The sequence below is a fragment of the Actinokineospora xionganensis genome (assembly GCF_014323725.1).
GTDB lineage: Bacteria > Actinomycetota > Actinomycetes > Mycobacteriales > Pseudonocardiaceae > Actinokineospora > Actinokineospora xionganensis.
Genome location: NZ_JABVED010000017.1, coordinates 74970 through 100226, shown reverse-complemented (window position 1 = coordinate 100226; position 25257 = coordinate 74970). Strand labels below are relative to the sequence as shown.

Annotated in this window: 18 protein-coding genes and 4 pseudogenes; 12 read left to right on the top strand and 10 right to left on the bottom strand. The window is 69.9% G+C overall.

Features of this window, described 5'->3' with window-relative positions; translation table 11 throughout:
- Nucleotides 1-56: 56 nt before the first annotated feature.
- A complete protein-coding gene (locus tag GPZ80_RS25740; RefSeq protein ID WP_187223665.1) occupies nt 57-1430 on the bottom strand; it encodes an MFS transporter in 1374 nt (457 codons plus the stop codon).
- A gap of 248 nt (nt 1431-1678) precedes the next feature.
- Between GPZ80_RS25740 and GPZ80_RS25735 the strand changes: the two genes are divergently transcribed.
- Nucleotides 1679-2458: a GntR family transcriptional regulator gene (locus GPZ80_RS25735; RefSeq protein ID WP_187223664.1), complete on the top strand. Its 780-nt coding sequence runs from the start codon at nt 1679-1681 to the stop codon at nt 2456-2458.
- A 626-nt stretch (nt 2459-3084) separates the two neighbouring features.
- Here the strand turns inward: GPZ80_RS25735 and GPZ80_RS34120 are convergent.
- The 4 genes and pseudogenes from GPZ80_RS34120 to GPZ80_RS34260 form a co-directional block, all read right to left on the bottom strand.
- Nucleotides 3085-5169, bottom strand: a pseudogene (locus tag GPZ80_RS34120) (DNA gyrase subunit A); the annotation flags it as partial.
- Nucleotides 5170-5559: 390 nt separating this feature from the next.
- Nucleotides 5560-6441: pseudogene (locus GPZ80_RS34115) on the bottom strand (LAGLIDADG family homing endonuclease); the annotation flags it as partial.
- A gap of 12 nt (nt 6442-6453) precedes the next feature.
- A pseudogene (locus GPZ80_RS34110) lies at nt 6454-7251 on the bottom strand (Hint domain-containing protein); the annotation flags it as partial.
- A 34-nt stretch (nt 7252-7285) separates the two neighbouring features.
- Complete coding sequence (locus tag GPZ80_RS34260) at nt 7286-10792, bottom strand: ATP-binding protein (RefSeq protein ID WP_187223662.1); 3507 nt, start codon at nt 10790-10792, stop codon at nt 7286-7288.
- Between the two features lie 264 nt (nt 10793-11056).
- Here GPZ80_RS34260 and GPZ80_RS25720 point away from each other — a divergent pair, with 264 nt between their 5' ends.
- Together GPZ80_RS25720 and GPZ80_RS25715 are read left to right on the top strand one after the other, a co-directional pair.
- Complete coding sequence (locus tag GPZ80_RS25720) at nt 11057-11809, top strand: lytic polysaccharide monooxygenase (RefSeq protein ID WP_187223661.1); 753 nt, start codon at nt 11057-11059, stop codon at nt 11807-11809.
- Between the two features lie 2 nt (nt 11810-11811).
- Nucleotides 11812-12378, top strand: coding sequence for a DUF305 domain-containing protein (locus GPZ80_RS25715; protein WP_187223660.1), 567 nt, complete (start codon nt 11812-11814; stop codon nt 12376-12378).
- A gap of 27 nt (nt 12379-12405) precedes the next feature.
- On the opposite strand, the gene GPZ80_RS25710 is transcribed toward GPZ80_RS25715, so the two are convergent.
- Nucleotides 12406-12747, bottom strand: coding sequence for an antibiotic biosynthesis monooxygenase family protein (locus GPZ80_RS25710; protein ID WP_187223659.1), 342 nt, complete (start codon nt 12745-12747; stop codon nt 12406-12408).
- Between the two features lie 103 nt (nt 12748-12850).
- Here GPZ80_RS25710 and GPZ80_RS25705 point away from each other — a divergent pair, with 103 nt between their 5' ends.
- The 7 genes from GPZ80_RS25705 to GPZ80_RS25675 all read left to right on the top strand — a co-directional run bounded on the left by GPZ80_RS25705 (nt 12851) and on the right by GPZ80_RS25675 (nt 20022).
- The gene (locus GPZ80_RS25705; protein ID WP_091383600.1) at nt 12851-13111 is read left to right on the top strand and encodes a hypothetical protein; all 261 of its coding nucleotides are present in this window, start codon (nt 12851-12853) and stop codon (nt 13109-13111) included.
- Nucleotides 13108-13353, top strand: coding sequence for a hypothetical protein (locus GPZ80_RS25700; protein WP_187223658.1), 246 nt, complete (start codon nt 13108-13110; stop codon nt 13351-13353). The genes GPZ80_RS25705 and GPZ80_RS25700 overlap by 4 nt, the downstream gene beginning before the upstream one ends.
- On the top strand, nt 13354-16068 hold the full coding sequence (locus GPZ80_RS25695; RefSeq protein WP_187223657.1) for an FtsK/SpoIIIE domain-containing protein: 2715 nt from the start codon (nt 13354-13356) through the stop codon (nt 16066-16068).
- The gene (locus GPZ80_RS25690; RefSeq protein WP_187223656.1) at nt 16065-16430 is read left to right on the top strand and encodes a hypothetical protein; all 366 of its coding nucleotides are present in this window, start codon (nt 16065-16067) and stop codon (nt 16428-16430) included. Before GPZ80_RS25695 ends, GPZ80_RS25690 begins: the two co-directional genes overlap by 4 nt.
- Before the next feature lie 240 nt (nt 16431-16670).
- A complete protein-coding gene (locus tag GPZ80_RS25685) occupies nt 16671-17537 on the top strand; it encodes an aldo/keto reductase (RefSeq protein ID WP_187223655.1) in 867 nt (288 codons plus the stop codon).
- A gap of 138 nt (nt 17538-17675) precedes the next feature.
- A complete protein-coding gene (locus tag GPZ80_RS25680) occupies nt 17676-19073 on the top strand; it encodes a M14 family zinc carboxypeptidase (RefSeq protein ID WP_187223654.1) in 1398 nt (465 codons plus the stop codon).
- Nucleotides 19074-19437: 364 nt separating this feature from the next.
- On the top strand, nt 19438-20022 hold the full coding sequence (locus GPZ80_RS25675; protein ID WP_187223653.1) for a DinB family protein: 585 nt from the start codon (nt 19438-19440) through the stop codon (nt 20020-20022).
- Here the strand turns inward: GPZ80_RS25675 and GPZ80_RS25670 are convergent.
- The 3 genes from GPZ80_RS25670 to GPZ80_RS25660 all read right to left on the bottom strand — a co-directional run bounded on the left by GPZ80_RS25670 (nt 20016) and on the right by GPZ80_RS25660 (nt 21687).
- Nucleotides 20016-20324 carry a DUF7677 family protein gene (locus tag GPZ80_RS25670; protein WP_222719859.1) on the bottom strand — a complete coding sequence of 103 codons (309 nt, stop codon included), beginning with the start codon at nt 20322-20324 and terminating at the stop codon, nt 20016-20018. The two genes, GPZ80_RS25675 and GPZ80_RS25670, sit on opposite strands and share 7 nt — an antisense overlap.
- Before the next feature lie 9 nt (nt 20325-20333).
- Nucleotides 20334-20477: a hypothetical protein gene (locus tag GPZ80_RS25665; RefSeq protein WP_187223687.1), complete on the bottom strand. Its 144-nt coding sequence runs from the start codon at nt 20475-20477 to the stop codon at nt 20334-20336.
- A gap of 502 nt (nt 20478-20979) precedes the next feature.
- A complete protein-coding gene (locus tag GPZ80_RS25660) occupies nt 20980-21687 on the bottom strand; it encodes a hypothetical protein (protein ID WP_187223652.1) in 708 nt (235 codons plus the stop codon).
- A 131-nt stretch (nt 21688-21818) separates the two neighbouring features.
- On the opposite strand from GPZ80_RS25660, the gene GPZ80_RS25655 reads away from it, so the two are divergent.
- Both GPZ80_RS25655 and GPZ80_RS25650 read left to right on the top strand, forming a co-directional pair.
- Nucleotides 21819-22976 carry a sensor histidine kinase gene (locus GPZ80_RS25655; RefSeq protein ID WP_222719858.1) on the top strand — a complete coding sequence of 386 codons (1158 nt, stop codon included), beginning with the start codon at nt 21819-21821 and terminating at the stop codon, nt 22974-22976.
- A gap of 59 nt (nt 22977-23035) precedes the next feature.
- A pseudogene (locus GPZ80_RS25650) lies at nt 23036-23637 on the top strand (response regulator).
- A 7-nt stretch (nt 23638-23644) separates the two neighbouring features.
- On the opposite strand, the gene GPZ80_RS25645 reads toward GPZ80_RS25650, so the two are convergent.
- Entirely contained in the window at nt 23645-25186 is a 1542-nt protein-coding gene (locus GPZ80_RS25645; protein ID WP_187223685.1) for an acyl-CoA carboxylase subunit beta, read from the bottom strand.
- Nucleotides 25187-25257 lie beyond the last annotated feature (71 nt).

The following is a 25257-nucleotide window of genomic DNA, read 5'->3' as shown; positions in this document are numbered from 1 at the left end:
TTTCAATCCCCGCCGGGAGAAATGCTCGCTGCGCCAAGTTAAGCCTGCGTCTCATTTCAGGTCAACTGGACGATTGTTCGGTCACCGTTTTTGTCAATGGCCCGAGAACTCCGCCGGTTTACCGTGTGAATTCGACAAAGTCGGAGCGCGAGCGCCGCCGCCGCCAGCTGCAGCGCCGCGGCGGCGATGAGGGCGTCGGTGTACCCGGCCGCGAAGGCGTCCACCCGCCCGCCCATGAGGACCGCCACCGCGGCCACCCCGAGCGCGCCCGCGAACTCCCGGGTGGAGCTGAGCAGCCCGGACGCGGCCCCGGTCTGGTCGTCGCCCGCCACGTCCAGCGCCAGCGTGGTGAGCGGGACGGTGAACGCCGAGCCGATGCCGACCAGGACCAGCCCGGGCAGGCGCGGCCACACGAGCGGCACGTGGTTGACCGCCGCGACCATGATCAGCCCGACCCCGACCAGGACCAGTCCACTCGCGATGGTGGCGCCGGGACCCACCGCGGCGAGCACCCTCGGCACCCACGGCGCCGTCACGATCAGCGCGACCGCCACCGCGACCAGCGGCAGCGCCGCGTCCGCCGGTCCCAGGCCAAGGATCCGCTGGTGCGCCAGCGGCGTCACCACACACACCCCGGTGACACCGAGCCCCCACAGCAGCTGCACGACGAGCGCGGTCCGGAAAACCGGCAGCCCGAGCAGGGCGGGCGGCAGCAATGGGGCCGCACTGGCCCGCTCCCGGAACGTGAACAGGGCCGCGACCAGCACCGCGGCGATGGTGAGGGCCGACGCGGCCGCGCCGCCCTCGGCGAAGTCGAGCAGGGCGGCGGTGAGCAGCAGCATCGCCAGCGCGGCGAGCCCGGTGCCGAGCGCGTCGGTGCGCCGAGTCCGGGTCGGGCCGGCGGGCGGCAACACAGCCAGGCAACAGGCCACGACGGGCAGGGCGCCCCAGAACACCCAGCTCCAATGCGCGTACTGGGCCACCACCCCACCCACCGCGGGCCCGGCGAGCAGGGCCACGGCGAGCGCGACCGTCCACAGCGCCGCCGCCCGCGGCCGGTCCGCGGGCACGAGCCGGGTGCGCAGCAGGCTGAGGGTGGCGGGCACGAGCAGCGCCGCCGCGAGACCCTGCGTGACCCGCCCCGCCAACAGCGGCTCCACGCCGCGCGCCGCGCCGGCGACAACCGTGCCCGCGGCGAAGACGAGCAGACCCGCGCGCAGGACCACGCGCTCCCCGAGCCGGTCGACGACAGCGCCCGCGGCGAGCAGCAGCGCGGCGAACGGGAGCAGGTAGGCGACCGTGATCCCCTGCGTCGCGGTCACCCCGAGCCCCAGATCGGCCGCGATCGACGGCGCCGCGGCGGCCACCACCGTGTTGTCCGCGGCAGCGAGAAACGCGATCAGCGCGACCGTGGCGTGCACCCTGCTCATCCGGGACTCCGCGCGAAAGCCGGGAGGCGGCACAGGGGTGACATGGCGCGGACGTTAACTTCCTTAACCCCGCGATGTCGACGCCCGAATCAATTCCTTGCGGACCCGCGCGAACTTTCCCTGAATTCGTTGTCAAGATGGTGCTAAATGTTCGGCCCGGGTCAAGGATGGCCACACCATGGGACGGCACTGACCGCGACGCCTGCTTTTGCTACGTTCGGCGCAGTCGTCGGTGAGGATGAGGTCGCGTGAACAAGCTCGTCGGGGCCGGTCTGGACCGGAAAAGCCACACCCCGCTGTGGTCCCAGCTGCACGCGGACCTACTGCGCCGGGTCGGCCTGGGAGAGTTCGACGACGCCTTTCCCGGTGAGCTCGCCCTGGCCGCCGAGTACGAGGTCAGCCGCAACACCGTCCGAGAGGCCCTGCGCAGGCTGCGCGCCGACGGCGTCGTCGTCGCGGGCCGCGGGCAGCAGCCCCGGGTCGGCAAGGCCACCGGGATCAGCCAGCCCCTCGGGGCCCTCTACAGCCTTTTCGCGTCGGTCCGCGCCTGCGGCATGGACCAGCACAGCACCGTGCGCATCCTCGACGTCCGCGCGGACGCGCTGGTCGCGGTGCGCCTGGGGTTGGAGGAGTCGACACCGCTGCTCTACCTGGAACGGCTGCGCCACGCTGGCGGCAATCCCCTTGCGGTGGACCGGGTCTGGCTCCCCTACTCGGTGGCCGCCGCGCTGCGCACGGTCGACTTCACCCACACATCCCTCTACCACGAACTCGACACCAGGTGCGGGGTTCGGCTGACCGGCGGACAGGAACACATCAGGGCGGTCGTGCCGACACCGGCTGAGCAGCGGCTGCTGGACATCCCGGCGGGGGTGGCGGCCCTGGCCATCGACCGCATCGGCACCGCCGACGGAAACCCCGTGGAATGGCGGCACACCCTGGTGCGCGGCGACCGGTTCAGCGTGGTGGCCGACTTCTCGGCCCGCTCCGGCTACCAGTTGCTCGACGTACGAGCCGGGAAAGCCTGACCTACCAGTTGGCGGGCACCGCTTCCACGCACAGGCCGTAGGACGAGTCGATCACCGGCGGGAAGTACGGCGCGGCCACGTTCGCAACCGCGCACGGCGTGCCCGGGGACTGGTGGTAGAGCAGCCATAGCGGCGGCGCGGGAACGACGGGTGTGAGACCTCCCCTGAACCCCCCGACCGCGCAAAGCGGTTCCGGTTCAGGCGAAGCCCCGGGCCAGCACCCCGGTGATCCCATCTGAAACACCCTTCCCGCACGGGCAAGATCGGCCTGCGAGGCGACCGGGCGGGGGCATCGCCCGTCGCGTCGTCCGCGGGCCGAACTCGTCCGCGCACACCACTCGCGAATCGGTCGACTGTGCAGAAAGGGACAGACACGGACCCCGCCAACCTCGGGCGTAAGGCGGGCAATGCAGCGGGGTCCGTGGCTGCTACGGGCCGGATTCCCACCGGGCCCGAGTTCTTAGGCACGCTATTGCGTTGTGCTTTGGTGGTCGCCCGGGAGCGGTTGGTTTGCGCGCCCAGTCGCCCCGGGCGACCGAGGACAACGTTAATCACGGCCCAGGACCCGAGCATCGGGGAAAACCCTAGGGTGCCCTAACAGCAGGTGAACAAGCCTCTGACCTGGCTCAATCCCGCTCGACCAAGTGCCCCACGACATCCGGCCCGGGGTGGCTGTGACCCGACCCGTCGCGTCGCGCGTCGGCCTCGGGAAGCTCGACCGCGACCCCGGTCTGACTCGACCCCGCGGGCCGCGGACCGACCCAGGCGAGGACCAGCTCGGTCTCGCCCTTGAGGAAGCGGTGTGAGCGCACGCCGCCGGTTGCCCGGCCCTTCGGCGGGTAGACGTCGAACGGTGTCACCTTGACGCTCTGGCCGGTCGAGGTGACCAGCTGCGGGGCGCCGTGTTCGGGGTCGTCGGTGCGCACGGCGCCGAAGAAGACGGTGAAGGCCCCGACCGCGAGGTTGATGCCTGCCATGCCGCCGCCCTTGAGGCCCTGCGGCCGCACCAGCGAGGCGGCGTAGCGCAGCAGCGACGAGTCGGAGGAGACGAAGACCAGGCTCTCGGAGCCGTCGGTGAGCCAGGTCGCGCCGATGATCTCGTCGCCGTCCTTGAGGCTGATCACCTCGAACTCGTCGGACCGCACGGGCCATTCCGGCGAGCAGACCTTGACCACGCCCTGGCGGGTGCCGATCGCCAGCCCCGGCGACCCGCCTGCCTCGCCCTCGGTGAGCGGGGCGATGCCGACGACCCGCTCGCCCTTCTCCAGCGACACCAACTCGCTCGCGGCCATGCCGCCGCTGAGCGAGACCGTGCCGCTCTGTTCGGGGAGCACCGGCAGCGGCAGCACGTCGGTCTTGACCGCGCGACCCCGGTTCGTCACGAGCAGGACCTGCCCGCGGGCGGTCGAGTGGACCACCGCGGCGACGGCGTCGTGTTTGACCCGGCCCTTGCGCCTGCGCGCCTCCGACGCCTCCTCGGACTCGGCGGCGGTGCGGGCCACCAGGCCGGTGGCCGAGAGGATCACCTGACACGGGTCGTCGGTGACCTCCAGGGGCCCGGCGGGCTTCGACGCGGCCAGGACCTCCTTCAGGTCGCCGTCGATCAGCGCGGTGCGGCGTTCCTCGCCCAGTTCCTTGGCGACGGCGGCCAGTTCGGTGGACACGACCTTGCGCAGCACGGCTTCGTCGTCGAGGATCTTCGACAGCTCGGCGATCTCGGCCCGCAGCTTGTCCTGTTCGGACTCGAGCTCGATCTTGTCGTAACGGGTCAGGCGGCGCAGTGGGGTGTCGAGGATGTAGGTCGCCTGGATGTCGGAGAGCTTGAACTTGGTCATGAGGCCGGTCTTCGCGGCCGAGGCGTCGTCGCTGCCACGGATGATCTTGATCACCGCATCGATGTTGAGCAACGCGATCAGCAGGCCGTCGACCAGGTGCAGGCGCTCCTCCCGCTTGCGGCGGCGGTAGCGGGTGCGGCGGGTGACGACCTCGTAGCGGTGGCGCAGGAACACCTCCAGCAGCGCCTTGAGCCCGAGGGTCCGCGGCTGGCCGTCGACGAGAACCAGGTTGTTGATGCCGAAGGACTGTTCCATCGGGGTGAGCCGGTAGAGGTCGGCCAGCAGCGCCTGCGGGTTGACCCCGACCTTGCACTCGACCACCAGCCGCGTCCCGTTCTCGCGGTCGGTGAGGTCCTTGACGTCGGCGATCCCGGTGAGGCGCTTGGACTTGGTGACCTCGTCGGTGATCTTCTCGATGATCTTCTCCGAGCCCACCTGGTAGGGCAGCTCGGTGATGGTGATGGCCTGACGGCCGCGACTGCCTTCCAGCGGCCCGATCTCGACCTTCGCGCGCATCCGCACCACGCCGCGGCCGGTCTCGTAGGCCTTGCGCACCTCGTCGAGCCCGAAGAGCATGCCGCCGGTGGGCAGGTCGGGACCGGGGATGAACTCCATCAGCTTGTCGAGGGAGGCGTCCGGATGGTTGACCAGCCAGCGCGCGGCGGCGACGACCTCGCCGAGGTTGTGCGGGATCATGTTGGTGGCCATGCCGACCGCGATACCGGAAGTGCCGTTCACCAACAGGTTCGGGAACGCGGCGGGCAGCACCGAGGGCTCCTCGAGGGAACCGTCGTAGTTCGGCCGGAAGTCCACAGTGTCCTCGCCGAGCTCCCCCACGAGAAGCATTGCGGCTTGGGACATGCGGGCTTCGGTGTTGTGGTTGACGAACCCACCCGCCAGGAACGAGTGGTCCTCCGAGTCCACCCGGACCGAGTAGACCTCGGCGGGCTCACAGGACTCGACCTCGGTGACAGTCTCGAAGCGATATCCCGCGTCCATCACCGGCAAAATCGTCGCGAGGATCTCGGGGTCCTTGATCCTGTCGATGATGCGCAGCCGCTCGGTGTCCCACCGTTCGACGCGATCGAAGTTGTGCTTGGTCAACCATGAGCGGCCGCTTCCCCTGCGGTCAAAGTCAAGAGCGTCTCGAACATAGTCGGCCACGAACGGCACGGAGTCCTGGCTGAGCCGGTGCGGTCGCAGCGGGGAATGCCGCAGCAACTCGCGAATCTTCGCCCGCTTCGTCTTGAGGAAGCCGACTCGTTCCGCGAACGCCCGAACATTCCGCAGACCGGACACGAGCAGGCGGAACTCGACGGAACCACTCGCCCGCACGTAGGAGTGCAGCTTGGCGATCACACCGAACTCGGCGAGCAGTTCCTGCACCTCGCGAACGAGCCGTTCGCTGTAGCTGGTGTAGTGGATGGTGAACCCTGACTCGGCGACCCGTGGTCCGCCGTCGCCTTCGAACAGAGCCATCAAGAACGCCCGCTTGACACCCCATCCGCCCGTCCACACGCACTCCGGAACAAACTTGTCCTTGGCCGAGTGCCCGATCAGTTCGCCGAGCGGACTGGCGCGGAATGCGTCCATCCCGCCGCGGTATTCCTGGACGTCAAGTTCATAAATGCGCTTGCGATCCCGACGAGTCTCTCGATCGGACACATACCGCATGCCCCCGACGACCGCATCGTAGGCGTGGAGCACCTCGTCGAAGAAGTGCGCGTCAGCGTTGTTGAAACCCGCCCTGTTCTCGCTGGCGAAGCCCTCCGACACCCAGGCGCCCGCCAGCACACCGAGCATGTACTCGCGAGCGGTGGGCACCACATTCATCCAGGCGTTGCGGGCCACGCAGACGACCGAGCCCGGCTGGAGCTCATCGAGCCTGCGCCACTGGAACAACGGCACGCCCATCGGGGCTTCCAAACACAGGACAAGGTGGTTTTCGCTGCCGCGGAGCGAGAAGCCGGCGTCGGTGGTCATCCGCAGGGTCGGATGGACTCCCGAGTTGAACACCTTGTTGACTCGTACGGCTTTGCCGTCCTTGTCCAGGACCTCGAAGTCGGCATCGGCTTCGCTATCAGCTGGGAGGTTCACCAGGTCGGCGATCCGGCGACTCGATCCGTCGGCCAACCGAATACGGGTATCGCCGACAATGCAGTACCGGCTCGCAGCCGGTCCATCGTCTGGGCTGCCAAAGTTCCCATGCCCGTCGACCAAGGGCGTGTTGAGCGAGAAATCCTGCGCCATCCGGACCATGGCGTCGTAGATCGCCATGTCACCGTGTGGATGGTATTTGCCCATGCAGTTGTGGACGATGAAGCCCTCGACCACGAAGGCGTGCTCATCGGAATCGACCTGGATGTCGAACGTCGTGTCCGGATCGGCCCGATCGACCGAGGTGACCTCGACGGCGGGCTCTCCCGCACGAAGGGTGCGCCTGCCTGCCAGGTCACTCGCCTCGGTCCACTCGATTTCCCCGTCGCCCGACCAGGTCCGAAACCGCTGGCCAGGGGTGACGAGCATGCTGAACCCGGTCGACCAGGTCACCCGGACCAAGTCGGACATCGGGTTCTCGTAGACCTCGACGACCTGAACCGGCACGCCGTCACCGTCGAGGACCTTGTCGCCGAGTTCGATGTCCTCGATCGGGCGCAACCCCTCGGGCGTCGAAACCAGCGCGCCGCGGACGAAGCAGTCACCGACGACGCGGGAGGACTTCACGTAGGCGTGGCTCGGGCGGTAGCCCTGCTCGCTCATCGAGAACAGGATGCGGCGGTGGACCGGCTTGAGTCCGTCGCGCGCGTCGGGCAGGGCACGGGAGTGGATGACCGAGTACGCGTACTCCAGGTAGGAGTCCTCGATCTCGACCTTCACCGGGTTGTCGAAGACCTTGGCGCCCGCCTTGTCGAACGCGGCGGGGTCGATCTTGGTCGAGGTGGCCTTGCGGCGTGCCATTGCTCAGTGCTCTCTCTCGTGCGGACTGCTCACGTCACATGTCGATGGCGGACTGGTCGACCCGCGCGGCCGACTCGACGAGCCAGTTGCGCCGGGGTTCGACCTTCTCGCCCATCAGCAGTTCGAGGGCGGCCTCGGCGGCTTCGGCGTCGTCGAGGGTGATGCGGCGGACCGAGCGGGTGGCCGGGTTCATCGTGGTGTCCCACAGTTCGTCGGCGTCCATCTCGCCGAGGCCCTTGAAGCGGGGCACCGGGGTGACGATCGACTTGCCCGCCTTCTGCAGCCGGGCGAGCGTGGTCTCCATCTCGCGCTGGCTGAACGTGAAGTGCGTCTCCGGGTTGCGACCCTTGGTGGTGATCTTGTGCAGCGGCGGCATGGCGGCGTAGAGCCTGCCGTCCTCGATGACCGGGCGCATGTACTTGGCGAACAGGGTGATCAGCAGGGTCCGGATGTGCGACCCGTCGACGTCCGCGTCGGCCATCAGGATGACCCGGCCATAGCGCATGGTGGACAGGTCGAAGGTGCGCCCGGTGCCCGCGCCGAGGACCTGCACGATGGACGCGATCTCCACGTTGCGCAGGGTGTCGGCCAGGCTGGCCTTCTGCACGTTGAGAATCTTGCCCCGCAACGGAAGCAGCGCCTGGTACTCCGACACCCGGGCCATCCGTGCGCTGTTGTGGACGAAGACGCCCGCTTCGAGCGCGAAGTTGTGGTAGCCCTCGACCGTGAGGTCATAAACATCGGCGGTCTCGGTCAACGGCTCGACCGACACGACCTTGTGGTTGACGAGCGAAGCGGCTTCGCGCAATCGCTGGAAATCGCCTTCGTAGCACTGGAGCAGACGGTCGAAGCGCAGACCGGTGCGGGCGGTGCTGAGTCGAGTGGTCTCGTACGCCTCAGCCAGTTCCACGTCGGACAGCGACTCCATCAGCGGTGCGAGCCGACGAAGGGCTGCCAACCTGCGCCCGTCGTTCTGCTTGGCGACGCGCTCCGCTCGGGAAACCGACTCCACATACCGCGCGTGGCCCGCCTGAGCGGCGGCCAGGTGACCGTTCGACAGGTCGCTCATCCGCGTTCGCATGCGAACCGCGTGACGCTCACCGAACTCGGGATTCTGCTGATGCCACGTGATCACCGCGGCCCGCTGACGGTCTCGCTCCGCGGGGTCGGCGAACCGCTGGATCGTGAGCTTGGACCGCCACGCGAGCAATTCCTCGTCCTGCCACTGTGCCTTCGACCGGGCGCTCCACTGCGCTCGGCGGGCGGGATCAGCGAAGAACGCGCGGACGCGCGCAGCGGCCGCCGCGCGGTGTTCTGGGTGTGCCCGATACTCGGCCTGCCGTTCCCGCATCCGTTCGGCGTAGGCGGCCCGTTCGGCGTCGTCGAGAGACGTGTACCAGTCCTGGAAACCCTGCTCGACGCGCTCCCGGAAATCGGGATCGGAGTTCAGCGCGGCAAGACGGTTGAGGCAGGCCTCACGGAAACCGGGGTCCTTCCACTGCGCCGACAGCATCGCGGACTTGAACTCGAGGCCACCGGTGTCGAGCCAGGCTCGATACCCGGCGTGAACGTGCTCGCCCATCATCGAGGCGTGGAGCGCCGAGTGGTCCTCCCACGTCATCCGCCGAAGGTTGCGCGGGTCGTTGTTGCGCTTGTCCACGTCGACGTGGTGACGGACGTTTCCGTTGTCCACGCTGTCCGCGCCGTGCCTCAGGTTGTAGGCATCCGCCAGATAGTGGGTGTAGACCCACTCCTCGCGGTCGTTCATCCAGACCTTCTCGTAGCCCTCCAGCTTGTCGCCGGAGGACTTCGTCGACAGAGACCGATAGAGCGGCATCAGCGAGTCGTCTGGCCGCAATGCGTCCGCGCGCCGGTAGGAGCCGTCGCGGAGGCGGAAGCGATGATCCGGCGTGCATCGAACGGATTCGCCATTGTCCAAGGTCACTCGAACCAGAGGTGCGTCCCGTTTGGTAAGGCGAGGTTCGACGAGCGGGGCGACCACAACACGGCCCGCCTTGTTCGTGGTGTAGCCGAAATGCGTGACGCCGTTCGCCCAGTCGGCGGCCAAGTCCGCGAAGGACATGCTCCGCCCGGAAGCCAGCGCGACCATCGTGTCGCCGGTAAAGCAACCCAACGCGCTGTCGCCCTCGACGAGGAACAGTTCACTGCGGGCCACGCCCGTGGCACGGCAGTCGACCAGTTTCGGCGGCATCGCGGCGCCCTCAAGGGCGGTTTTGCGGCGGGCGGCGTCCTTCTGCTGCTTCTGCGCGACGCGAACCCGGCCCGCGTCGACGATCTTCTGCAGGACGACCTTGGCCTCGGACTTGGTCTTCTTGTCGTCGATCCAGGCCTTGAGGTGGCGCTCGACGACTCCGCCGATGACCTTGGTGATCCCCGCGGTGGACAGCTCGTCCTTGGTCTGCGAGGTGAACTGCGGCTCCGGGATGCGCACGTGCACGACGGCGGTCATGCCTTCGAGCACGTCGTCGAGGGTCGGCAGGTCTTCCTTCGGCTTGAGCAGGCCGCGGGTGCGGGAGATGGCGTCCTGCAGCGCTTTCACCGCCGCGCGCTCGAAGCCCTTGCGGTGGGTGCCGCCGTGCATGTTGCGGATGGTGTTGGTGAAGCACTCGACCGTGCGCTCGTAGCCGGTTCCCCAGCGCAGCGCGACCTCGACCTCGGCCTTGCGCTCCACTTTGGACCGCATGACGCCGTTCTCGTCGGCCGCGTTCTCCAGGTAGGTCCCGTCACCAAGGATGAGCAGGGTGCCGGAGACGGCGCGTTCGCTCGACGGCGCGAGGAAGTCGACCATGTCGGTCAGGCCGTTGGGGTAGTGGAACGTCTCCTCGGAGATCGCGTCCTCGATGGCCGTGCGCAGCACGTACTTCACGCCGGGGACGAGGAACGCGGTGTTGCGCAGCTTGGCCCGCACCGCCTCGACGTCGAGGGCGGCGGCGTTCTCGAAGTAGCGGGCGTCGTACCAGTAGCGGATGGACGTTCCGGAGGCCTCGCCACGCTTCATCTTGCCGACGATGTTGAGCCCGGACTGGCGGGTGAACTTCGCCTTCGGCCCCGGCCCGTCGAACACCCCGGGCACGCCGTGGGCGAAGGACATCTGGTGGACCTTGCCCTCGCGCTTCACCGTGATGTCGAAACGGTGCGACAGCGCGTTGACCGCGGAGGCGCCGACGCCGTGCAGGCCGCCGGAGGTCTTGTAGCCGGAGCCGCCGAACTTGCCGCCCGCGTGCAGCCTGGTGAGCACGAGTTCGACACCGGAGAGGCCGGACTTGGCGTGCACACCGGTCGGGATGCCGCGGCCGTCGTCGTCGACCTGGACGCTGCCGTCGGCGTGCAGGGTCACGATCACACGAGAGGCGTGACCGGCGACACCCTCGTCGGTGGAGTTGTCGACGATCTCGCTGAACAGGTGGTTGATGCCCCGGCTGTCGGTGGAGCCGATGTACATGCCGGGCCGCTTGCGGACCGCCTCCAGACCCTCCAGATGGGTCAGGTCGTCGGCCCCATAGAGGGTCTCGGCAGTCACTGGCTCGCTCTCCCGGCTTCGTCTATCGCTCGAACAGGTGTCCAAGGTACCGGAGGGCGTCCCCGTCCTTTGGCAACCCGGCCGTACCGATCCCATCCGAGTACACCCGGTAACTCTGTGAAATTACCGCCCCACTCGCGGATCTTGACGCCACCAGGACCCGGATTTATGGTCTAGACCATCCGAGCACCCCTAAGGCAGCAGGCGTCCCACTGCTCCCGCACCGTGCCAGGCGGCACGGAAACGCCGCTGTTGGAGGACCCTGTGAAACGTCGATTCGCCCTGGCCGCCGGAGCCTGTCTCGCCCCGCTGCTGCTGGTCGTCATCCCGGCCACCCCGGCATTCGCCCACGGTTATGTCTCGTCCCCGGCCAGCAGGCAGGCCATGTGCGCGCAGGGGAAGGTCTCCGACTGCGGCCCGATCGTCTGGGAGCCGCAGAGTGTCGAAGGGCCCAAAGGCCAGCGCAACTGCCACGCCGGGCTGAGCCAATTCGCCCAGCTCAACGACGACACGCGCGATTGGCCCACCACGTCGGTCAGTGGCCGGGTCACCTTCAACTGGGTGATCACCGCCCGGCACTCCACCCGCGACTGGGAGTACTACATCGGCAACACTCGGGTCGCGTACTTCAACAGCGGCGGCGCCCAGCCCGGCTCGACGGTGACCCACCAGGTGGACCTCAGCGGGTTCTCCGGCAGGCAGAAGCTCCTGGCGATCTGGAACATCGCCGACACCCCGATGGCCTTCTACTCGTGCGTCGACCTGCAGATCGGCGGCGGCACCACGCCCCCGACCACCACCACTCCCCCGACGACGACTCCCCCCACCACCACGCCGCCGACCACCACACCGCCGACCACGACGCCGCCGTCAAGCGGGACGTGGGCGCCGGGCACGGCGTACGCGACCGGGGCGGTGGTGACCTACAACGGCGCCTCCTACACGTGCAGGCAGGCCCACACGGCACTGTCCGGCTGGGAGCCCGACGTGACCCCCGCGCTCTGGCTGCGGAGCTGACCGTGGCGCGCCGCGTCCTGGCCGCCCTCACGGCCCTCGCCTTCCTGGCCGGGTGCGGCGCGCCCGCCTCAGCCCCGACCCTGCCGCCCGTCGCGGCCTCGAGCTTCAACGACGCCGACGTGATGTACCTGCAGATGTCGATCACCCACCACCGCCAGGGCATCGACCTGGTCCGACTCGCCGCGGGCCGCCCGGTGCGGGCGCGGGTCGCCGACCTGGCCCGGGCGATCGAGCTGACCCAGGCCGAGGAGATCGAGTCGATGGCAGGCTGGCTGACCGAGTGGGGCAAGCCCACCGACGCCGACCCGAACCCGGGCGCGCACGAAGCGCACGGCGGACTGCCGGTGACCGCGCCGGACACCATCGAGAGCCTCAGGACCACCCCGGACGGCGACTTCGAACGCCGCTTCGTCACCGTGCTGACGGGGCATCAGCACGGTGCGGTGGAAATGGCCCGCGCGGAGCTGGCGGGCGGTGTCAGCCACTGCGCGCGGGCGCTCGCCGACCGCGTGGCGCGGTCCCGCAAGGGGCAGATCGAGCAGTTGCTCAGCCTGACCGGCCAGCCCTAGTCCACAGTGGATTTTCATGCGACCGCGCTAATCGGCACGACGGAAGCCGTACGCGCGTTCTACTTTCGAGATCCGCAGTTCGAAGCCGTCGTACCACTCGGCGCGGCCGCGCGCGCGTGCGGCGGCGTGCTCGGCGTTGTCGCGCCAGGTCTTGATGGCCGCCTCGTCGGTGAAGTAGGCGACCGTGATGCCCAGGCGGTCCTCGCCGCGCGCGCTCTCGTGTCCGAGGTAGCCGGGGCTCTCGGCGACCAGCTTCGACATCAGCGCGGCCGTCTCGTAGTAGCCGTCGTGGTCCGGCCGTAAGACCGAGGTGAAGACCACGGCATAGTAGGGCGGTTCGGGTGTGCTCGCGATGTCCCCAGTGTCCATGTCCGACATTCAACCAGCGGTTCACCCGGTGCGGTCCCACGATCGGTCAGAGGTGTGCACCCGGTGTGCCGCTTGGAGATCATCAGCACTAATCTTCGACGGCATGGCGGGCGTGGAAGAGATCCGGACAGGGATCGCGGTGGCCACCGAAAAGGCCCAGGCAGGTATCGCGGCGATTTCACAGGCGTCGCTCCAACTAGACGAGGCGCGCAGCGCTCTGGCGACGGCGACCCAAGGCAGTGGTCAGGCCGACGTGGCGCAGGCCCATGGCCTGCTGGCCGAGGCGCTGCAGGTCCTGGCGGGCGCTCAGGCGACGGTCCAAGCGAGCATCACCACCGCCGAGGGCTACGCGGCACGACTTTGACGATCTCGGAGCTGGCCGAGCAACTGCGCGGGGTGTCCGACGCGCTGGACCGGACCGCCGCCTACACGGCGGCGGCCGTGCCCTCCCTCGAGGAGGCCAAGGCGGTCCTCCTCGGGGTCAAACGGGTGGAGGACGGCTGGTACCCGGCCGAGCTCGAACTCGCGATCGCCGAGGTGAACCGGGCGAGTGAGCTGATCGCGCGCGGACGCCAAGCCGTGATCGACTATCTGATGAGGCTGTAGATGCTGGGCAAGGGCGAGCGTCGCAATCGGGCCGAGCAGGCGCTGGCGGAGCTGCGGAGCGTGCTGGGCCTGGCGCTGGGCGCCGCCCAGAACCGGCGGTGGCGGGCCGAGACCCGCAAGCGGCAGCTGGAGTTCGAGCGGGCCGTCTACGGGATGGGACTGGCGAAGGCCGCCAGGGACTCCGACCTGATGGCGAGCCTGGCCGACGACCCGGCGCGGCGCGCGGTGTGGCAGCGGGTGACGGCCGAGCGGGACCGCAACTACGCCGAGTGGCACGAGACCGGCCTCGGCGCGGTCCGCGAGGTGGTCGCCGCTGAAGCGGTGGGCCCTGCGGGGCTGCCGTGGGAGGACTGGCTGGGGCAGGTGGGGCGCGACCCCGGCGCCTCGGCGCCGCGCCTGTGGCGGATCGGGTCGGCGCGGGTGGAGCACGCCCCGCCGGAGCACGGGTTCCCGCTGGCGGTGCCGCTGCTCGACGTCGGACACCTGCGGCTGAACTCCGTCGCCGACAGTCGCGCGGCGGTGGACTCGATCGTGGAGTCGCTGCTGGTGCGGATGCTGAGCACATTCGTCCCGGGCGCGATCCGGGTGCACCTGTGGGACATCGGCCATCTGACCGGCCCACTGCCCAGGCTGCACCCGCTGACGGCGGCCGGGCTGATGGTGGTGCACGACCCGACGCGGCTCGACGACCTGCTCGCGGGTCTGGCCGGGCACATCCGCAAGGTGCACGCGGCGACGCTGCGCCATGGCGCTGGCTCGTTGCGGGAGACCTGCGCGACGGCGGGCAAGCGGGTGGAGCCGTGGCAGGTCGCGGTGCTGTTCGGCAACGGCGAGCGGCCGGCGGACGAGCTGTACCGCGAGCTCAACCGGGTCGCGCGCACCGGGCCGGACGCCGGGGTGCACCTGATCCTGGTCGACGTGCCGGTGGCGGCGAACAGTCCGATGGAGACAGTCACCTTCGTCGACGGCGAGCACGCGACGAGCAGCATGACCGGGCCGGGCGTGGTGGTCCGGGCCGACGCGCCCGCGCCCGCCGCGGCGGTGAGCCGGGCGGCGAGCGCGATCGGCGAGGTCGTGCTGTCCCGGCGCGGCAGGCCGCGCACGTTCGCCGACCTGCTGCCGGAGACGCTGTGCCAGGAGTCCGCGCGCGACGAGCTGCGCACCCCGGTCGGGTTCCACGACGGCGCGCCGGTCGAGGTGGTGATCGGCGACGCGACGCCGCACGCCCTGGTGGCGGGGCCGAGCGGGTCGGGCAAGACGAATTTCCTCTACGCGATGCTCGGCGGTCTCGCCGCCCGGTACCCACCGTCGGAGCTGGAGCTGTACCTGCTCGATTTCAAGGAGGGTGTCTCCTTCGCGGGGCTGACCCCGGGTCGCAAGGACCCGAGCTGGCTGCCGCAGGCGCGCCTGGTCGGTGTGAACGTGAACACCGACCGCGAGTTCGGCTTGGCGCTGCTGCGGTTCCTGGCCGAGGAGCTGGCCCGGCGGGCCGAGGCGGCCAAGCGGCAGGAGGTGACCAAGCTCGCGGAGCTGCGGGAGGCCGACCCGGACGGGCACTGGCCGCGCATCGTCGCGGTCATCGACGAGTTCCAGGCGCTGTTCGGCGGGCGCGACCAGATCACCCAGCAGGCGGCGTCGCTGCTGGAGGACGTGGCGCGGCGTGGGCGTTCCCAAGGTATCCACCTGGTGCTGGCCAGCCAGGACATCGCGGGCATCGAGGCGTTCTGGGGCAAGCCCGCGGTCTATGACCAGTGCACCCTGCGGATCGCGATGCCGAAGGCGAAGCGGGTGCTCGCCGAGCACAACAACGCCTCGGTCACGCTGCCGCGGTGGCACGCGGTGCTCAACCACGAATCCGGTGTGGCGCATGGGAATGAGATCGCGCACATCCCGGACGCCTCTTCGCGGGGGACGTTCGACGCGCTGCAGCGCAGGCTGTGGGAGGAGCAGACGTCCCCGGTGCCGCGGCTGTTCGACGGCGCCCACCAGCCGGAGCTGCTGACGGCGGCGGCGTACGCCAATCCCCCCGGTCCCGTGCTCGGCCAGGTCATCGACGTGGCCGACCAGTCGGCGAGCCCGCGGCTGGACCCGGTGCCCGGCCGCAACCTGGCCGTCCTGGGGACGGCGACGGCGGACGCGCTGTCCATTATGGAGAGTGCGGCCCTGTCGCTGGCCCGGCTGCACGCGCCGGGCACCTGCGACTTCAGCCTGTGGTGCCCGGTGGCGTCGTTGCACGAGCGGGTCAAGCGGCTCGCCGACGTGCTCATCGGCGCGGGCCACGAGGTCGATCTGCGGACCGGCGAGGACATCGCGACCCTCACGGCCGAATCCGGCGAACGGCCGCGGTTCGTGTTCTTCTACGCGGTCGACGCGGCCCACCCGTGGCTCGAGGTGAAGGAGCCGCCGCTGATGCGCAGCGGCCTGGACCGGCTGCGGTCGCTGCTCAAGAACGGCCCCGCCGCCCACGTGCACACCATCGGGTGGTGGCGCGGCGTCGGCAGGCTCAAGGACACCCTCGGGTTCGGCGGCACCGACGACGTCGGCGCGTGGGTGGCGCTCGACGTGCAGGGCCAGGAGCTCAACAGCATCGCGGCCGGTCAGCTCATCGACTGGTCGCCGCGTCCGCACCGCGCGGTGTTCTTCGACCGCACCACGCACGCCCGCCCGCAGGTCCTGATCCCGTTCGACACCTCGACAGCGATGGATGCCCCGTGACCGACGACCCCAGCGCGCGCTACAAGGAACTCCTCGACACCGCGCACCGAGCGGCCCGCACGCACTCCGAGCACGAGCGGGCCCGCTCGCTAGCCCTGATCGGCGAGATCGCCTCCGAGGACAAGGAGATCGCGGCGGCGAAGGACGCCGAGGCGAAGGTGACCGAGGAGGTCACCGGTTGGTGGCGGCGACAGGTCGCGGCGCCGCTGGCCGACGTCGGCTGGCTGACCCTGGGGTCGCCGCCCACCGCGGATCCGAGCGCGGACCCGGAGAACCTCAAGGACTACCTCGCCCGCATCGAACCCGCCACCGACGCGCTGAACAGCGCGGTCCGCCGCGCGAGCTGGCCGCGCCGCCGCTGAGCAACTCGACACCGCCGCCCACCCACACCAGCCGGCCGCGCCGCCGCTGAGCAACTCGACACCGCCGCCCACCCACACCAGCCGGCCGCGCCGCCGCTGAGCAACTCGACACCGCCGCCCACCCACACCAGCCGGCCGCGCCGCCGCTGAGCAACTCGACACCGCCGCCCACCCACACCAGCCGGCCGCGCCGCCGCTGACGGCTGGCGGCCGCACGCGGGCGCGGGCAGGATCGGGGGCATGGATATCCGACAGATCGGCGAAGTCGAGGTCAGCGCCATCGGACTGGGCGGGATGCCGCTGTCGGTCGACGGCAGGCCGGACCGCGAGCGCGCGTTCGCGACCATCCAGGCCGCGGTCGACGCCGGGGTCACGCTGATCGACACAGCCGACGCGTACTCGCTCGACGAGACCGACTTCGGCCACAACGAGGAGCTGATCGCCGAGGCGCTCAAGGGGCTCGGCACGGACGTCCTGGTGGCGACCAAAGGCGGCCACACGCGGGGGCCCGGCCGGGCGTGGGGGCTCGACGGGCGGCCCGAGTACCTGCGCAAGGCGTGCGACGAGTCGCTGCGGCGGCTGGGGGTCGAGGCGATCGGGCTCTACCAGTTCCACCGGCCGGACCCGACCGTGCCGGTGGCGGACTCCGTCGGCGCGCTGGCGGAGTTGCTCGACGCGGGCAAGATTCGGATGGCGGGCGTGTCGAATTTCGATCCCGAGCAGATCCGGGAGGCGAACGAGATCCTCGGCGGCAGGCTGGCGGCCGTGCAGAACCAGTTCTCTCCCGAGTTCCGAAGCAGTGAGCCGGAATTGGAGTTGTGCGCGGAACTGGGAATCGCGTTCCTGCCGTGGAGCCCGCTTGGCGGCATCGGCGGCGCGGCCGCCCTGGGCAGCCGGTTCCGGCCGTTCGCCGAAATCGCGCGGGAGCGCGGCGTGAGCCCCCAGCGGGTGTGCCTGGCCTGGATGCTGGCCAAGGCGCCGGTCGTGATCCCCATTCCGGGGTCGTCGCGGCCGGAGAGCATCCGCGATTCCGCCGCCGCGGCGGACCTGCGGCTCGACGAAACCGAGATGGCTCGGCTCAATGGCGGCAATTCCGCGTCCCATTGACCCGGTGCAAGGGATTCCCCTTACGCCATCCCATATTCCCAGTTGGTCCATACGTCGAAGCTATGTCTTAATGGGATTGGTGCGACCGTTACGCCTCGGGCAATCTGGCGGAAATCCTCTCGTCCCAGGAGGTTGTCCTTGTCCCACTCTCGCCGAACCGCGGCCACGCTGGGCCTCACGGCGGCCGCCACCGCCGCTGTGCTGTTCAGCGCTCTGCCCGGCTCCGCCGCTCCCCCCGCAGTCGCGGAGGCGAGCGGCCCCACCTACGTGTACCGGATCACCGACGGCGTCGCGAAGTCCGACGCCCTGCTGACCGAGGGCTTCGACGTGCTCGAAGACCGTGACGGCGACGACCTGTTCGTCATGGGCCGCAACGACGCCGGGAGCAGGCTGCGCGGCCGCGGCTTCCGGGTGTCGATCGAGCAGGTGCTCGCCCCGCCGAAGTGGACTCCCCCGTCCCGCAGTGGCCAGGCCGCCGTGCTCGACGCCGCGGTCGCGGAAGAGACGTACTACGGCGGCTACCGCACGGTCAACGCCCAGTACGCGCACCTCGACCAGGTCGCGCGCGACCACGCCGCCCTCGCGACCGTCGTCGACTACGGCGACTCGTGGCGCAAGACCCGCGGCGCGGGCGGCTACGACCTCAAAGCCATCTGCATCACCAAGAAAGCCATTGGCGACTGCGCCATGAGCACCTCGGCGCCCAAGCCGCGGCTGTTCGTGATGGCCCAGCTGCACGCCCGGGAGCTGACCACCGGCGACGTGGCCTACCGCTGGATCGACCACCTGACCGACGGCTACGGCGTCGACAGCCAGGTGACGTCGCTGCTGAACTCGACCGAGGTCTGGGTCGTGCCGATCGCCAACCCCGATGGCGTCGACATCGTCCAGCGCGGTGGCACATCGCCGTACACGCATCGCAAGAACGCCAACACCACCAACGGCCCGAACTGCGGCACGACCGGCGGCAGCAGCCAAATCGGCATCGACCTCAACCGCAACACCAGCTCCGGCTACGGCACCGGCAGCAGCACCAACCCCTGCTCGGAGACCTACCGCGGGCCGAGCGCGAACTCCGAGGTCGAGACCAAGGCCCTGCAGTCCCTGTGGCGCAGCCTGTACAAGGACCGCCGCGCCACCGGCACGTCAGCCGCCGCGCCCGCCGACACGACCGGCGTCGTGATCAGCATGCACAGCTACTCGAACATGGTGCTGTTCCCGTGGGGCTTCAGCTCGACCTACCACACCGGTAACGACGCGAGCCTTCGCGCGATGGCCAAGGAGATGGCGCGGATCGCGGGGGGCTGGCGCTACGGGCAGCCCGGCGAGGTTCTGTACAACGCGGGCGGCTCCACCGACGACTGGGTCTACGACGACCTGGGCGCGGCGAGCTTCGTGTGGGAGATCGGCAACGCGAGCGGCGGCTGTGCCGGGTTCCTGCCCGCGTACTCCTGCCAGAGCGGGACATACTGGCCGAAGGTGAAGCCGATGTTGATGTACGCCGCGAGCAAGGCGGCCCGACCGTACGGGCCGTGACCAGGTAAGACCACCGGGGTGGCCAGGCCGTCAGGGGCGACCGTCACCCCACCCGCGACCGGTGATGCGAGCACCACCGCGGGTCCGCAGGAAAGGCGAGAGCCGGACGTACCTCACACGCCCGGCCCTCGCCTTTCCGTATTTTTGATAGCGAATCGCCCAACTCCGCGTGACCGGGTCGCGGTACCCGTGAGTAGTGCCCTACAGTGGGTCACGTCTCGCCGGTTAGGGCGCCTCACCGGAGCGGGATGCGTTCGCGGGTCTATGCCCTCGCTGTGACCCGAGCGCCGGGTCTGGCCGTGTCATGCAGGGGCTCGGCCAGACCCTGAGGTCCTTGTCGGTGTCGGATGCGATGCTGTGCCGCATGACCGCATCGGATCCCAAAGCGGATCTTCACCGCTACCTGAACTTTGCCCGCGACGCGCTGCTGTGGAAGCTCGAAGGACTCTCCGAATACGACATCCGCCGCCCGCTGACGCCGACGGGGACAAACCTGTTGGGGCTGGTCAAGCATGTCGCGGCCTGCGAGATCGCGTACTTCGGCGACACGTTCGGGCGGCCGTTCGAGCAGACGTTCCCGTGGATGGCCGAGGACGCCGAGCCCAACGCGGACATGTGGGCGACGGCGGACGAGTCCCGGGCCGAGATCCTCGGGCTCTACGAGCGGGTGCGCGCACACTCGGATGCGACGATCTCGGCGCTGACGCTGGAGTCTCCGGGCCGCGTGCCGCATTGGGCGGCGGGCCGCGACGAGGTGACGCTGCACCGGATCCTGATCCACCTGATCGCCGAGACCCAACGGCACGCCGGGCACGCGGACATCGTCCGGGAGCTCATCGACGGCGCCACAGGCCTGCGCGTCGACGCCCACAACCTGCCCAGCGGCGACCCGGCTTGGTGGTCGGAGTACCGGGAGCGGCTGGAGAAGACCGCCCGCGAGGCTCAGTAGAGCCTGCACTCCCACGGCTCGATCTCGGGTTCCCCCGGCGGCTGTTCTCCCGTGCAGTAGCGGTAGAGCCAGACCGCGGCGCGACGCTCGGCGTACTTCTCGTTGGTGGGTTGGCCGTGGTCGTCGAACTCGATGACGTTGGCGAAGATGGCGAAACAGATCTCCAGCTGCGACGGCGAATCCCGAAGCTCGTCCCAGTAGGCGATCCCGTCGAGCATGGGATGGCCGAGCGAGCCGCGAGCGACCCACCCGGCGAAGCGTCGGATCGCGCCGGAAGCGCCTTCGCTGAGCTGTGTGGGCATGCCGGAAACCTAGTCGACGGCCCAGCGTCCCTTCTTGGCGCACAGGAACCAGTCGGCGGCGTGGCGGGCAAGGTCAGCGGACGTCGACGTGGCCGTGGGGCGGTGCAAGCCGTCGCCGCCGACCATGTCGATCAGCGCTTCCTCGGCCCGCATCCCGTCGTCCCAATTAAGACAGGAAGGACTCCAGCCGCCACGGATGCCCCGCCCATCGGAGTCCAACCGAAACGTGGCGCGAACCGCCGCCTTGATCGAACTGTCCGGGCGACCACCCACCTGACCGGTGTGATCAGCGCGGCTTCGACGGCCGGATGGTGTGCAGCCAGGGGGTCCAGGTTGAGCGCGAAGTCGATGCCCGCGCGGGTGGCACGGTCGGCCGCGGGACGGCTCGGTCAAGACCGACATCGGGACACCCCGAGGCGGCGGGCGGGGTCGATCAAAGTCGCCTTGGTCGTCCGGTGCCTCTGGGTGCCCGCGAGCCCGCACCGTCCGAACCTGACGTCCAGTGTGGACTGGAGGAACAGCGGGTCGACCCTTGTCACCGACGCGGTCGCCTGGCCGGACCCGGGCGGGCTGTGGCGGGCGTGAGCACCTACGGGCTGTCCGGGACCGTCGTAACCTGGTGATCGGGAATCGCCCGCGAATGCGGCCGTGGGAATCACGCCGTCCGCATCGACATGACTGGTGTGACCATTTTGGACAGTCGGTGGACTTTCCGCCCGAGCACAAGATGGAAGGCGATGAGCGCGAAGACACCGAGCGCGGCCGCGGGCGACGTGGGGTCGATGAGCACCACTGTCCCGGCAACCAGCCCCACAACGCCGAGCAAGATGCTGAGCCACGCGATGCCTCGGCCGTAGGCCGGGTCGGCGTGCAAGGCCCGGCCGATCAGGACGATGCCTGCCGCCATGACGAGCAGGCCGGTGAGCACCAGCCCGTCGTAGATGCCTTGGGTGCCCTGCCAGATCAGGGCGAGGGTGGCCTGGTCGGCGGCGGTCGCCCCAGGGGCGTGGTAGAGGTCGGCGAGCCTGGAGGTGGCGGCGTGCGGGATGGCGCCGACGGCGAGCACGCCCAGACCGAGCAGGCCTAGGGCGCCGCCGATCAGGGCGGGTGCGGTCCGGGCAAGGCCGCGGCACAGGGCGAGGTAGAGCGGAATCCACAACAGGAGGACGGCGAGGTAGAAGCCGTTCTCGACGATCCGCACAGTCTTGATCTCGGGGAATTTGTTGATCGGTCCGGCGGGCCCCGCGGGGTCCGCCCCGGCGAAGGCGATCACCCAGGCGAAGACGACCAGCAGCAGCAGGCCCCCGCCGATGCTGGTCAGGCCTGCCCACCGCGGGACACTCTTGTCGGTTTCGTTCGTCATGTGGAGCAGCGTGGCGGTGGGAGTGGGTGCGTCGCCTTGGCCGAAAGTCGGGAGAGCCGATCCGAAAGACTGTTTTCGGGTTCTACTTTGGTCTGATGCGGCGCGGCACCGCACCGCCGTATCGTCCGACCATGAGGATTCCGGCCGTCGAGTCGCGCTCACCGCGCGACTGGGCCGTCGACGTGGTGGCCTTCCTGTTGGCCGTGGGTTTCACGGCGCTGGCCTACGTCGACGGCGTCGAACGGCGGCTCGACCCGGCGGTGCTCGCCGTGGATGCCATCCTCGGTGGGCTGGGCTGCCTGGGTGTCTGGCTGCGCCGACGCCTGCCGGTCGGCTTCGCGGCGCCGGTCATCGCGTTCAGCGTCTTCTCGTCGGCCGCGTCCGGGGTGGCCCTGCTCGCGTTGTTCACCGTCGCGGTGCACCGGCGTTTCGCGGTGGTCGGCCTGGTCACGGCCGGGTTCGCGGCCGCGTCGGTCGGCTCCGTGGTGGTCCGCCCGGACGTGCCGCTGCCCACTTGGCCGCTGGCCGCGCTCGGCGTCGTCTGCGTGGCGGCGGTCCTGGCCACCGGGATGTTCGTGCGGGCCCGCCGCCAGCTCGCCGGGTCCCTGCGCGAACAGGCGCGGCGGGCGGATCTGGAGCGGGTGGCGCAGGCCCGGTCACAGGAGCGCAAGCGGATCGCCCGGGAGATGCACGACGTGCTCGCCCACCGGATGTCCCTGGTGAGTCTGCACGCCGGGGCGTTGGAGCTGCGCCCGGACGCGCCCGCCGCGGAGATCGCCCGGGCCGCCGGGGTGATCCGCGACAGCGCCCACCAGGCGCTGGAAGACCTGCGCGAGGTGATCGGCGTGCTGCGGGCCGAGGTCGACTGCGACGATGACGCCCCGGAACGGCCGCAGCCGACGCTGGCCGACCTGCCCGCGCTGGCCGAGGAGTCGCGGCGGGCCGGGACGCGGGTGCGGCTGGTGAGCCGGGTTGCCGATCCCGCGTCGGTTCCGCCCGCGATCGGCCGCGGCGCGTACCGGATCGTGCAGGAGGGACTGACCAATGCCCGCAAATACGCCCCCGGCGCTGAGGTGTCGGTGAGCGTGCACGGCGGCCGGGGCGACGGCGTGACCGTCGAGATCCGCAACCCGTGGCCGTCGGACACCGAGGAAACGGCCATCCCGGGCGCGGGCAGCGGCATCATCGGGCTCGCCGAACGGGCCGAGTTGGCAGGCGGGCGGCTCGAACACGGCCACACCTCCGCGGGCGACTTCCGGCTTTGGGCCTGGTTGCCGTGGCAGCCGTGAACACCCCGGTCCGCGTCCTCGTCGTGGACGACGACCCACTCGTGCGGGCGGGTCTGGTGATGATCCTGTCAGCCGCCCCCGATCTTGTCCTGGTGGGTGAGGCGGCGGACGGCACCGAGGTGGTCGCGGCGGTCGACGCCTGCGCGCCCGACGTGGTCCTGATGGACATCCGCATGCCCAGGCTCGACGGCCTCGCCGCCACCGAACTGCTGCGCGCCCGGTCGGACCCGCCGGAGGTCATCGTGCTGACCACCTTCCACGCCGACGAGTACGTGCTGCGCGCACTGCGGGCAGGCGCGAGCGGCTTCCTGCTCAAGGACACCCGGCCCACCGAGATCCTGCACGCGATCACCCGCGTCGCGGCGGGCGACCCGATCCTGTCGCCCGCGGTCACCCGCAGGCTCATCGCCCACGTCGGCGCCAGGGCGCGGACGCACGGCGGAGCCACGCCACTACGGTCCTGGCCAGGCTCAGCGAACGGGAACGCGAGGTCGCGGTGGCGGTGGCCACGGGAAAGTCGAACGCGCAGATCAGCGACGAGCTGTTCATGAGCGTGGCCACCGTCAAGGCCCATGTGTCGTCGATGCTCACCAAGCTCGACCTCAACAACCGCACCCAGATCGCGCTGCTCGCCCACGACGCCGGTCTGACCACGGGCTGACGACCGGTCAGAGGGGGATGTTGCCGTGCTTGCGGCGCGGGGCCTGCTTGCGTTTGGTGCGGAGCATGGCCAGGCCGCGGGCGATGGCGGCGCGGGTCTTCGCCGGGTCGATGACGTCGTCGATGAGGCCGCGTTCGGCGGCGTAGTACGGGTGGGTGAGTTGGTCGGCGTATTCGGCGCGGAGGTTGTCGCGGAGAGTGTCGGGGTCCGGGGAGGCGGCCAGTTCCTTGCGGAAGAGGATGTCGACCGCTCCGGCCGCGCCCATGACCGCTATCTCGTTGGTGGGCCAGGCCAGCGCCAGGTCCGCGCCGATGGAGCGGGAGTCCATGACGATGTAGGCGCCGCCGTAGGCCTTGCGGACGATCACCTGCACGCGGGGAACCGTTGCCTCGCAGTATGCGTAGAGCAGTTTCGCGCCGTGGCGGATGACTCCCGCGTACTCCTGTTCGGTGCCGGGCAGGAAGCCTGGGACGTCGACGAGGGTCACCAGCGGGATGGCGAAGGCGTCGCAGAAGCGGACGAAGCGGGCGGCCTTCTGCGCCGCGGCGGCGTCGAGGACCCCTGCCAGGACCAGCGGCTGGTTGCCGACTATGCCGACCACCTCGCCGTCGACCCGGCCGAAGGCGCACAGGACGTTGGCGGCCCAGTGTTCGTGGACCTCCAGGTAGTCGCCGTCGTCGACGATCTCCTCGACCACCGAGCGCATGTCGTATGGCTTGTTCGGTTCAGCGGGCACGAGTTCGGCCAACGCGGGCCGGACGTCGTCGACCGCGCCCTGGGGCGGGCCAGCGGGCGGGGTCTCCAGGTTGTTCGCGGGAAGCAGGGACAGCAGGTACCGCACGTCCTCGAAGCAGCTCTCCTCGTCGTCGTGGACGAAGGTCGCCACGCCGGACCGGGTGGCGTGCACGTCCGCGCCGCCGAGTTCGGCGTGGGTGACCCGCTCCCCCGTCACGGCCGCCACCACATCGGGGCCGGTCAGGTACATGTTGGAGGTCTCACGGACCATGAAGGTGAAGTCCGCCAACGCCGGTGAGTAGGCCGCGCCACCCGCACACGGGCCGAGCACCACGCTGATCTGCGGGATCACCCCGGACGCCTCGACCTGGCGGCGGAAGATCCCGCCATATCCGTCGAGGGACAGCACGCCCTCCTGGATGCGCGCTCCCCCGCTGTCGTTGAGCGCCACGATCGGCGCCCCGGCGGCGAGGGCGAGGTCCATCACCTTGTGGATCTTCGCCGCGTGCGCCGCGCCCAGCGACCCGCCGCAGATGGTGAAGTCCTGCGCGTAGACGAAAACTCGGCGCCCGTCGATCGTGCCCGACCCCACCACGACGCCGTCGGAGTGCGGCCGGGACTCGTCGACCTTGAGCCCGCGCGCCTGGTGCCTGCGGAACATCTCCAACTCGGTGAACGACCCGCCGTCGAGCAGCAGCTCCAGCCGCTCCCGTGCGGTGCGCTTTCCCTGGGCCCGCATCCGGGCGTTGGCCTCGGGCTTGCCCTCCAGGACCGCCTCTTCCAACGCGTCCCGTTCGGCGCGCAGCAGGCGCATGGACCGGACCGGCGGTGGTGGCACCGCCTCGACTTTGCGCAGGTGTCTGGCAGGCAGGCGTTCCCCGACCG